The sequence below is a fragment of the Terriglobia bacterium genome (genome assembly GCA_036496425.1).
Classification (GTDB): Bacteria; Acidobacteriota; Terriglobia; order 20CM-2-55-15; family 20CM-2-55-15; genus 20CM-2-55-15.
In genome coordinates this window covers 1-10,400 of sequence record DASXLG010000129.1, presented here as the reverse complement: position 1 = coordinate 10,400, position 10,400 = coordinate 1, and the positions used below count along the sequence as shown (strand labels likewise).

Below are 10,400 nucleotides of genomic sequence, written 5' to 3'. Positions count from 1 at the left end.
CAGAGGATTTCAATCTCGGCGATCTTGTCGTGGTTGACGCGCAGGCGCGTGCCGAGAACATATGGATGTTCTTTGTTCGTCACGATCACCTCGGTAAACGTCTGGCAAGTCGCTGTATCGAGGAGGCTGCGGCTGTGATCGATCTTCATCGCCGTCTTGATCAGGCCGTTGTTGATGTTGGCGGGCGCGGCGTTCTCCATGTATCCCAGCCCCATGGCCAGCGGCATGCCGGACGTATCGCCCTTCGTCTGGGCGGTGATATAGAGATCGACTGCGCGCTGCAGCCCGTCGCGCGAGCAGGAAATCTGAGCGAAAGAGGCCGTGGGGACGAGCAATGCGGCCGTGAACACCATCCATATGAGAGTAACGCGTTTCATCGAGCTCCTCCTCTGGTCAACAGGGTTAGGCGTACTCTAACGTGGCCGGATTTCGACGTCACGGTTTTTCAGTTAGGCGCTGTCCAAGAAAGACCTGACTCCGGTGGGGAGGTTTTTGCATTTCAAATTTGAAATGCAAAAACCTCCAATGTTACAACCTGCAATAGATTCTTACGGCCCCGACGCTCCGTCCATCACCAGCGACCGGAGCGCCTCCACGCTCGATGGGTCACCCTTGAACAGATCAGAAGGGAACCTGCGGTACTGCAGCATCGAGTCGCGGATTTCCGTGCCCGTGTTGTTGTTGAACCCGATGCCGGCGAGGTATTGGAGGCGAAGGTTCCTGTCCGTATTGATCGCCGCGCCGGCGAGCCACGGGGCGAGATCCCTCCCGCGTCCCGAGTACGTTTTGAGCATGTCGAGAATTGTCGCGTAGCCGACTTCGGCGAGCGACGCCTTCACCGGCGCGTACGCGGGGCTGTCGATCTTCGTTTGCCACGCGTCCACGTCGATCGGCGCCGGGTCGAGTTGTCCGGCCAACACCACGTCGTAGCCCCGGCCGCTGCTGTCATCGTTTCGCCACACGGTGCCGTCCGGGAACACCTGGAGGAATGTCGCGATCTCGCTGCGTACCGCATCTTCCGTGCTCTCGTACAGCGGCACCCACTGCGTGACGACACCGCCCGGATTGAGGTGCTCCTTCACGTGTTCGAAATATTCTTTTGTATAGAGAGTCGCCGCGCCCTTCACCCAGGGATGAATCGGGTCCGACGTGATGGCATCGAACTTTTCCTGCGTCGTGAGCACGTAGTGGCGCGCGTCGTCGTACACAATCTGTACTTTCGGGTTCGCGGCGACGTTGTAGTTCACATCACTGAAATACGTCGAGACGACCTTCGGGATGAGCGGTTCCAATTCGCAGATCACCATCCGTTCCAGCGTCGGATGAATGCTGATCGCGCCGGCCGTGACGCCCGCGCCAAACCCGACGACCAGCACGTTCTTCGGGCCCTTCTCGGCCATCAGCGCCGTGAGGTGGCCGAGCAGCCGTTGAAGCCGCATATCCTGCGGTTCGGTGGATGCTTCCACCTTCCCGCTGACGTGAAAGTTGCGCCAGCCGTTGGCTTCTTCGGTGACGGCGACCGACGAGTTGATACCCTCGCCCACATATAACGCATGAGGCTCGCCCTGCCACGCAAGCAGGCGGCCCCACGCCACAAGACCCGCAGGTATGGGCCTCACGTCAGCCGCCGCCCAGAGCGAACCAGCCGCCAGAACACCGAACGCGGCCATCGCGCCAGCGCGGAGCGGAGAGCGGAATAGCGGCATGAGCGCGACTGCGGCCGAAATTACGGAGACGATGATAAGCACTCGTTCCGCCCCGTGCGTACCCAGCAGCGGCACGCAAACGAGGCCGGTGAGCAGCGAGCCGGCGATCGCACCGAGCGTGTTCGCGGCGTAGACTCTTCCGACTGTGTCGCCCGCATCCTGACTGTTTGCGTCGCCGTTTTGTGCGGCCGCAGCGACCGCCAGCGGAAAGCTTGCGCCCCAGAGCATCGCTCCGGGCAGTATCGCGAACAGCGCGCGCGCCAGATCCACCTGGAAGTTGAACCACGGGCTCAGCGCCAGCGATGGGTTGACGGGCCAGTACGGCAGCTGCTGTGCCGCCATCCACGCGCCGTAAGCCGTCGTGAACGCAAGAGAGAGCTGCATCCAGCCGAGCGTCGCGCGGGCATTGGCCGTGTTTCGCGCAATGACCGAGCCGATCGCGCTGCCGATCCCAAGCCCGATCAGGAAAACGGCGAGGATGATGGAGAACGCGTACGTCGTCGCGCCGAACAGCAGCGAGAGCAACCGCGTCCACACCACCTCGGCGCCGAGCGCCGTGAGGCCCGACAGCGCGATCGCAATGTAGACTCCCCGCCGAACTCTAGGCGCGGGCATTTCCTGAGGCTGCGCCCTATCGGGCTTGCGCTCCGCGGTCCGCGCGTCTTTTGTGGAATCGGCAGAATAACCCGCATACGGCGCCCGCCTCGACAGCAGAAAGCTGCCGCCCGCCACGAGCGCGTTCAGTGCGACTGCGGTCAGTGAGGCTGTGGTAAGGTCGTATCTGGGCAGCAGGTAGAAACCTGCGGCGAGGCAGCCGATCACCGCACCGAAGATGTTTCCGCCATAAAAGAATCCAAGCCACTCGACTCCCTCAGGCGTCACCTCGACATAGCGCGAGAGCGCGGGCAGCGTCGCGCCCATCAGGATCGTCGGCGGCAGAAGCACGATCACGCTCGCAGCCGCGCGGAGCACGATGCTCGCAGGGCCGCCGCCGTCCACTGCGGTATAGAGCCGGCCCACCAGCGGCATCAGCACGATCAGCACCGCGCCGAGAACGCCGATCATCGCTTCCAGCTTCGCGTACGCCCGCAGCGGATGCTCTGAGGGCGGCACGTACCGCGTGAGAAGAAGCGAGCCGGCGCACATCCCGCCCATGAATGTGCCGAGCAGTACAGCCAGCGAGATCGCCGACGACCCGACCACCAGCTGCAGCATCTGGAACCAGACAATCTCGTAAATAAGGGCAGCACACCCGGAACCGATGAAAAGGAGCAGCATCGGCGGGAGGTAGGGCGGGGAAGCCGTAACTTTCGGCGAATTCATACGGCGCGAGTCTAGCATGGTCATTCGCGGCAGGGGGTCGCTCACACACCATATCGAAATCGAGTCTTCTGCTGATTTGACATTCGATATGGGGACGGTTCACATTTCCCGTATGAGAAAACTGGCCGTTCTCGCAATAACGCTCGGACTCGGTTACACCGTCATGTCCTATCCCCAGTCACGCGACTTCGAAGTCGCTTCGATCAAGCCGACGCGCTTGCAGGGCGCGGGTGTCCGAAACGCTTGTCATGGCATCGATTCGGTGTTCGCTCCAAAGGACTTGGCTGCGACTGTGCCGTTGGGCCGCTGCCTGATCTCGTCGGGCCGCCTGAGTCATATGATTGGTGTCGCCTATGACGTCACGATGGACATGCTGAAAGGTGGTCCGGACTGGGTGGCAAGCGGCAACGACCGGTATGACGTGGAAGCGAAAGCGGAGGATCCGTCGACCGCGATCGAAGCGGACCTTCAAATGATGCTCCAGCGGTTGCTTGCCGACCGGTTCAAGCTGAAGTTCCATCGGGAAACACAGGAACTCGACGGTTTTGAACTGGTCGTCGCGAAGAACGGTCCGAAAATACGGCAGGCCGGCCCGAATGAAGAAGAGAGGATCGCACTCGGCGTGGACGGCAACCAGGATGTCGCGGTGGCAAAGAAAGCTGCCGCTGAAGGCGATAAAAACCCCGCCCAGCCGTCGTCGATGATGCTGTCGGTACAAAAGGTGTCAATGGCAAGACTGGCCCAGCTTCTCCAGCTTTTCGCGCGCGGCGGCCACATTCGTGACGCAACCAATCTCAAGGGCTTTTATGACGCAAAGCTGGTCGTCGAGACCGGACAGGATGTGAACGGGCCGCTTCAGGAGCAACTCGGCCTGAAGCTGGAAGCGCGCAAGATCGCGGTCGAAATGCTCGTCGTCGATTCCGCCGAAAAACCCGCCGCGAATTGAGAGCTGGACCGTCGGAGCGTAGCCACCCGCAGGGTGGTGTTTTGTTGTCGAATGGGGAAAGCCCAAATTAGCCGTACCATTCCCCGCCTAAGTTAGGCGGGGATGCCCTCGCGTAGCGAGGGCTGGGGCGGTCTGTTCAAAGTCCGCGCGTAGCGCGTTCCTTAAAGATTTCCGCGAAGCGCACCGATGATAAGGAACGCTTCGCGAATATCTATAAGGTGGCTGCGCGGCTTTGAACGGACCACCCCGGCGCGGCATCTCTCTTATAGCTTCGCCCTATCGGGCTCGCGCTTCGCGCCTGCCCCTCCTAACTTAGGATGGGAGGGGCGCGGCGACACTAATTCGGCGACAGTTTTTCCACGTGATCGATCACGATGAACTCGCGCGGCGCTTTGGCCGGCTCCAGCTTCAGTCCGAGCTGCTCTTCGAGAGCGGTGAAGATCGTGGCGGCGCGAGGAATGTCGGACGGCTCTGTATCTAATGAAGCGCGAATGTGTGGGTCACCGGGGGCGTTTTCGTCCACGGCAAATTCGAGGATGAAATTGAACTGGGCGGTAACGCCGGTCTTGTCGAACACCTGTACGGCGCCGAGACTTCCGCCGAGCAATGTGGCGAGGGCTCCGAGCGGAACTCCTCCACCCACGAGCACGGAGTTCGGGCCGTTGCGCCCGCCGGTCAACCCGCACGTCGGTTTCTCGCCGCGCCGTACATCGGCAAAACTGCGAGGCCGCAGGATCATCGGAACTCCTGGAGTCGGAGCGGGTAGCCGTTCACAAGACCCTTCCTGCGCCGGCTTGATCTTGAGACCACGCCGGTCGACAGTGAGCGCGAACGCCGGTATCTGTTCCCCTTCCGTGTGCGTCTTCAGCTGGAACCGCCGCTCCAGGAGCGCTCGAAGCATCGGTCCCTGCATCGTCGCTGGATCGGATGCGCCTTGCGCGACGGCCTCGATCGAAAATCGGTCTTTTCGCACCCAGTCCGGCCCTCCTCGGACGCGGACACCGTCCTCGACGCCAAGGCCATACACATTGTTGAAATTGAAGCCTCGACCGCGGCCGCCGGGTTGCAGGAATTCCAGGTCGGCTGGCCCGTAACCGTATGCCGTGCGGATGAGCGTGGCGAGCGTCATGCAAAGGGCGTGCGTCCGTCCCGGCGTCATCTGGAAGCTGTTTGCGCCGCCGCCTCTCATGCCTTCCGGTGCGGCCGGAACGTTGTCCGGGTCGCACGGGTGGACGGATGCTTCCTCGAATTCAGGTGCCGGGGTGGTAGTTGCGGGCGTGGGTGTTGCGGGCTTGTCCGCCTGCGGCTTAATTTCCTGCGAGGAGTGGGGCGTTGCTGGCTGCGCCGGCTGAGGCGTGACCAACTCAGCGGTCTGGATCGTCGGCGAAGATGGTGGCGTGAACGGTTTTGGTCCCGCCTTCATCGACCCCACGACGACCGGCATTGCGAGGAGTGTGATCCCTGCCGTCACTAATATTGCTTTCTTCGCAGTGCTCAGGTTTGCGGCAACGCCGCCATCGAGGATGGCCCTGATCCGCCGCTTCAGGTCCGACCCTGTCACTCCGGATGCGCAACGTAACGGCGACTCTTGATAGCCCTTGCACACACCGACGATCCCCTCGGCATAAACGATCGGCTCACTACCCAGCCGAAGCACTTCTTCGTCACACGCGCGCTCACGCTCGTCGACCAGGTGTGCTCCGATCCACCGCACCAGCGGATAGAACCAGAACAGTGTTTCTGCGGCCATGTAGATTGCTGTCGAGAGATTGTCGCGGCGCCGGACGTGGCACAGTTCGTGGACCAGGACAGCCTTCAACTGTTCCGCGGGCATCCTATTTGCAATGCCTTCGGGCAACAGCAGCACGGGCCTGAAGATTCCGAATACCGCCGGCTCCAGCAGGGCCGGCGACGACATGGTCCGAATTCCCGCGTTCCCGATCGGCAGATCCAGCTGAATCGGCGTTGCCATGTTCAGAGCTGCGCGCACCCGCAACCACGAACGAAGCCAGAGCCAGACGCTCACCGCAAAACCAAAAAGCCAAACGGAGAGCAACACCATAGAAAGCGCATTCGCTCTGGGCGCCGTCGAAATCTTCGATGACGTTAAGTATTCGGCTGCACCGGGATCGAAAGGCATGCCGATTTCCGCGACGGCCGAAATCGGTACCTGGGTCACGATCGGAGGCGTACGCCATTCAAATTGGTGCCCGATGCTCACCAGTATTGAAAACGGAATCAGAAACTTCATCGCCGCCAGGAACCATAGCCAATACCGCACTCGGGCCGCATTCCTGCGCAGTGCCAAGGCGAGAAGCGCTGCAACGGCCGTAACGATGGTGGATTGCCACAGATGATTTGCCAGGGGAAACAGATATCCCGGAATCATTTGGATTTGTCCTTTCTGCGCCCTGTCAGGCTTGCGTTCGCCGGCTCACGTTCGCGATGCTCGCGCAACATCTCTTCGACGTCCCTGATGTCGTCCGCGGTGAACTTTCCCGACTCCACAAGCCGCGCCATGACGGGCTTGACCTGGCCGCCAAACAGACTCAGCAACTCGTCGACCAGGCGGGTCTGTGCCTGATCACGGGTGATGGCGGCTTCAAACACCTTGGCTTTACCGATTCGCTTCACCAGGCGGAGCGCCTTCTTTTCTTCGAGACGGTAGACGGTGGTCTGTACGGTCGTGTATGCAGGTCGTGTTCTTTCCGGGAACGCTTCCTGAATCTCGCGGACGGAACAGGCTCCGCGCTTCCAGAAGGTATCCATGAGCTTTAATTCGAGCCTGGTCAGCTTGGGTAATTTCATGCAAATCCTATATATGACGTCAAAATACCTATGGATATAGTAATGTGTCAAGATAAAGAAAAGCGGTCCCTGATAACAAACCTCGAATAAGCGATGCCCATTAAACACTTCCCATTGCCCCAATTCTTCACCGCCGCCCTGACATAGCGATTACCCGGAAAGAATTGCCAAGCCGGTTATACGCAAGATGGGGAAAATGGGAAGTGTTTAATGGGAATCGCTTATTCGAGGTTTGTTATCAGGCAGAAGAACTCGCGGTTTTCGGGAAGAGCGCGCGGTCCGAGATCAGGCTGCGCACTAACGGGTTGGGCATCAGTCCCGGCGCTTCCGCTGCGCTGGAGGCTGCATGCCTTTGTTGGACGTTTTTGTGCGGGACACGCTTTAGCCGTCTGTACGGATGACCGCGATCAAACTTACGGGTTTGATTGTTCAGTATCCCAGCGCGCTGTAAAGTCATATATCCGAATCTTACGGGAGGTTTACGATGGCTAAAATGCGTGCGGTACAGGTGGCGCGTGCCGGCGGTCCGTTTGAAATGGTTGAGCGCGATATTCCGCAGCCGGAGCGGCGGCAGGTCCGGGTCAAAGTTCAAGCGTGCGGCTTGTGCCACAGTGATGCGTTGACGAAAGAGGGCCACTGGCCGGGCGTCCAGTATCCGCGGATTCCCGGGCACGAAATTGCCGGAGTCATCGACGCCGTCGGCGCCGAGGTTCCGCGCTGGAAACCTGGGCAGCGGGTCGGCGTCGGCTGGCTCGGCAGCTATTGCGGTTATTGCGAATCGTGCCGGCGCGGCAGCTTCGTCACCTGTTCGAATCAGCTGATTTCCGGCATCACGATGGATGGCGGCTACGCGGACTACGTCCTCGTGCCTTTCGAAGGACTGGCTCTCATTCCGGACGAGCTGAGCCCGGTCGAAGCAGGTCCGCTGATGTGCGCAGGCATCACGACGTTCAACTCTTTGCGCAATAGCGGCGCGAGGCCGGGAGATACCGTGGCGGTCCTCGGGATCGGCGGCCTTGGACATCTTGGTGTGCAGTTCGCGGCGAAGATGGGCTTTCGCACGATCGCGATCGCACGTGGCACGGACAAAGAGCCGCTGGCCCGTCAGCTCGGCGCCCATCACTATATCGACAGCCAGGCGGGTGACGTTTCCGAAGCTCTTCAGAAACTCGGCGGCGCGAGAATCGTTCTCGCAACGGCGACAAGCGCGGAGGCGATGGCGGCTACACTCGGCGGTCTTTCAGTCGATGGCCGCCTGATCGTCCTCGGCGCGGATTTCAAGCCGATGTCTCTCGTTACCGTCAGTCTGATTGGCCGCCGCTCGGGTGTCTGCGGATGGCCGTCCGGAAGTTCGATCGACTCCGAAGACGCGATGCGCTTCAGCGCGACGACCGGCGTTCGCCCGATGACCGAGACATTTCCGCTGGAAAAGGCCGCCGAAGCCTATGACCGCATGATGAGCAATAAAGCAAGGTTCCGTGTCGTACTGACAACCGGGAATTAGTTTAGCCAGGTGGCAACCGTTCCGGGCACGGCGAGTCAGGTCCAGGAGTACGGTCTGAGCTCTTCGGGATGACTCCGGATGTACGCCACAACGCGGTGCCGTTTTTGCGGTCCACGCCCGTCGCTTTCTGTTAGAGGGTTATTGAGAATCTCGGGCTTGAATTCATCGACTCTGTCAAAAACGGACATCCATCGCTTTTTGATTGCTTCGATGCTCAATCCGAGCTCCGCGCTGAGTTCCGCATCGGTTTTGCCGGCGAGGGCCGCGGCGAGAAGTTTCTGTTCCGCAGGACGCAGGCGGAGCACCGGTTTCTGGTAGCGATAGAGCGCCGCGGCAACCGAGTAAGGGGAAGTAAGAACGCTCTCCGGACTCGCGACGGCCAGCACACTTTCGGCTTCTTGAAACTCCGCGACTATCCGGTACGTGCCCGTTGCACGAGCCAGCGAGATTCTGGAATGGCCGATGGCTTCCTTCAACACGCGATTGAAGCGGTACCCCACAAAATGTTCGACGAAACTCGTACCCAACAGCGCATGGACTTCCGCGAGTTGATCGGCGTTCAGGACTGCGTCGCGCCACGTTCCGTACATGTTGACGAAATCGACGCCTTTGCCCGCATTTCCCGCGCCGATCTGCGCCCGGCTCAGCATTAAAGATTCTCCTGCCGCCACTCCGGCGATAATCCGCGAATTGAGACCGGGCCGCGGGTTTTGGATTTCGCCGTCCGCGAATGCGTCCGCGACGAACACTCCCAGGCCGCACGCGACGATCCGCCGTCCTCCGATGGGCCGCTCGGATTCAATCACACTTCCGTGAAAGGACACGTTCTCCAGCAACTCGCGCCAGACACGAAGCGCCGTGCTTCGCCCCACGATCCGGTCTCCCAGACACGCGGGCTGTATCGCAAGACATTCGGAAAGATCCGCTTCAGAAATTGGACGCCAGTACATCTTCCTCACGGAAACAGGTATCTTTTAGGTCATTGGGTAGTGACTCATTTTGAAACTTCAGAATAATCCTTCCACCCCTTCAGCCTTTAAGAGCTCCGCACGTTTCTTTTTGGCGATATTTTCATCGGCGAGATTCTCGGCCTGAAGTAACAATTCCAGTGCCACCTTGCGGGCCTCGGAAATCTTAAGCATTGCAACTCTTGTTTCGCCCTGACGGGCAGCGCCGATCCGTAGTTCAATTCTCTGGCCCTCTGTAGAAATTATGACTGGATCTGTAGGATCATCGCTTGTTTGTATTCTCGTGGTCCTTGTCGTCATGCGGTTCACCTCCGGTAAGTCTAAGCCGATTTCTTCTTGTATGGTCCGCGCGTCATCGTCTTCGCGTTTGCGTCCAGCAGTGCGCCGACTTCCTCTATTGTCCACACATGGTCTGAAATTCCCGCTTCCATTGCCGGGGTCACCCGCAATGTTTTATGAATCCGGCAGAAATTATAGTGCATGTAGTGGAGGGCGATTGCGGCGGCATGGTTCGCGAGCTTCTTGCTGAAACCATTCGTTAGACGGGTGAACCGACGCATACCCATACGCATCGTTAGGTTCTGGCGTTCAACGTAGGACGTAGAGACGTGGTTCATGTCGGGATCGCCGCTCATGATCTTGGTCTCCGTCCCAAGGCACATAGGCGGGCTGTAGCGCGTGTCTGCTTCAAGTGGCGACTTCCCGTAAATCTTAATCAGCATCGCATAATCAACCTCTGAGCCGAAAGCGTTTTCAATCGCGACAATGTAGGGTCGATGGCCGTCAGAGGTGATTTGCACGCGATGACGAAGACGGCGCGCCAGATCGTTCACAAACTCGATAGCGCATTCTGAATCCCGCTTGCCGACAAGCCAGCACGGTACAAGCTTCGTGTCCGCGTCGATTGCAATCCAGGTCCACACGTCGCCATATCCAAATTGGTCACGCTTCTCTTCCGGCACGTTTTTTGCTTTTGCATAGCAGAACTGCCAGATTTCATCGAGTTGCAACCGGCGGCAATTCAGGTTACGAAAAGCTTGGTCTTGAAACGCACGGCACGCTTCGCCAATGGCCGCAACGAGCTTAAGGGACTGCGCATAAATAAATTGGCATTTCGATGAGGTCATTTCGCGCGAATGGAGTAG

General features: G+C 59.5%; 8 protein-coding genes and 1 pseudogene. 2 read left to right on the top strand and 7 right to left on the bottom strand.

What is annotated here, in order from left to right; translation table 11 throughout:
* A partial coding sequence (locus VGK48_08870; protein ID HEY2381277.1) for a hypothetical protein occupies nucleotides 1–377 on the bottom strand: 377 nt, incomplete at its 3' end.
* A 171-nt stretch (nucleotides 378–548) separates the two neighbouring features.
* Nucleotides 549–3,029 carry a fused MFS/spermidine synthase gene (locus VGK48_08865; GenBank protein ID HEY2381276.1) on the bottom strand — a complete coding sequence of 827 codons (2,481 nt, stop codon included), beginning with the start codon at nucleotides 3,027–3,029 and terminating at the stop codon, nucleotides 549–551.
* A gap of 112 nt (nucleotides 3,030–3,141) precedes the next feature.
* On the opposite strand from VGK48_08865, the gene VGK48_08860 reads away from it, so the two are divergent.
* The gene (locus tag VGK48_08860) at nucleotides 3,142–3,975 is read left to right on the top strand and encodes a TIGR03435 family protein (GenBank protein HEY2381275.1); all 834 of its coding nucleotides are present in this window, start codon (nucleotides 3,142–3,144) and stop codon (nucleotides 3,973–3,975) included.
* A gap of 337 nt (nucleotides 3,976–4,312) precedes the next feature.
* On the opposite strand, the gene VGK48_08855 is transcribed toward VGK48_08860, so the two are convergent.
* Both VGK48_08855 and VGK48_08850 read right to left on the bottom strand, forming a co-directional pair.
* Nucleotides 4,313–6,364 carry a M56 family metallopeptidase gene (locus VGK48_08855; GenBank protein HEY2381274.1) on the bottom strand — a complete coding sequence of 684 codons (2,052 nt, stop codon included), beginning with the start codon at nucleotides 6,362–6,364 and terminating at the stop codon, nucleotides 4,313–4,315.
* Nucleotides 6,361–6,783: a BlaI/MecI/CopY family transcriptional regulator gene (locus VGK48_08850; GenBank protein HEY2381273.1), complete on the bottom strand. Its 423-nt coding sequence runs from the start codon at nucleotides 6,781–6,783 to the stop codon at nucleotides 6,361–6,363. The genes VGK48_08855 and VGK48_08850 overlap by 4 nt, the downstream gene beginning before the upstream one ends.
* Nucleotides 6,784–7,267: 484 nt before the next feature.
* Between VGK48_08850 and VGK48_08845 the strand changes: the two genes are divergently transcribed.
* Nucleotides 7,268–8,287: an alcohol dehydrogenase gene (locus tag VGK48_08845; protein ID HEY2381272.1), complete on the top strand. Its 1,020-nt coding sequence runs from the start codon at nucleotides 7,268–7,270 to the stop codon at nucleotides 8,285–8,287.
* Nucleotides 8,288–8,322: 35 nt separating this feature from the next.
* On the opposite strand, the gene VGK48_08840 is transcribed toward VGK48_08845, so the two are convergent.
* The 3 genes and pseudogenes from VGK48_08840 to VGK48_08830 form a co-directional block, all read right to left on the bottom strand.
* Nucleotides 8,323–9,237, bottom strand: coding sequence for a hypothetical protein (locus VGK48_08840; GenBank protein ID HEY2381271.1), 915 nt, complete (start codon nucleotides 9,235–9,237; stop codon nucleotides 8,323–8,325).
* A 57-nt stretch (nucleotides 9,238–9,294) separates the two neighbouring features.
* Nucleotides 9,295–9,555 carry a hypothetical protein gene (locus VGK48_08835; GenBank protein ID HEY2381270.1) on the bottom strand — a complete coding sequence of 87 codons (261 nt, stop codon included), beginning with the start codon at nucleotides 9,553–9,555 and terminating at the stop codon, nucleotides 9,295–9,297.
* Between the two features lie 71 nt (nucleotides 9,556–9,626).
* Nucleotides 9,627–10,400: pseudogene (locus VGK48_08830) on the bottom strand (IS1 family transposase).

Excerpts from the sequence above, each read along its gene's own strand:
- VGK48_08865 (HEY2381276.1), bottom strand. The coding sequence starts at position 3,029 with ATGAATTCGCCGAAAGTTACGGCTTCCCCGCCCTACCTCCCGCCGATG.
- VGK48_08860 (HEY2381275.1), top strand. The coding sequence starts at position 3,142 with ATGAGAAAACTGGCCGTTCTCGCAATAACGCTCGGACTCGGTTACACC.
- VGK48_08855 (HEY2381274.1), bottom strand. The coding sequence starts at position 6,364 with ATGATTCCGGGATATCTGTTTCCCCTGGCAAATCATCTGTGGCAATCC.
- VGK48_08850 (HEY2381273.1), bottom strand. The coding sequence starts at position 6,783 with ATGAAATTACCCAAGCTGACCAGGCTCGAATTAAAGCTCATGGATACC.
- VGK48_08845 (HEY2381272.1), top strand. The coding sequence starts at position 7,268 with ATGGCTAAAATGCGTGCGGTACAGGTGGCGCGTGCCGGCGGTCCGTTT.
- VGK48_08840 (HEY2381271.1), bottom strand. The coding sequence starts at position 9,237 with ATGTACTGGCGTCCAATTTCTGAAGCGGATCTTTCCGAATGTCTTGCG.
- VGK48_08835 (HEY2381270.1), bottom strand. The coding sequence starts at position 9,555 with ATGACGACAAGGACCACGAGAATACAAACAAGCGATGATCCTACAGAT.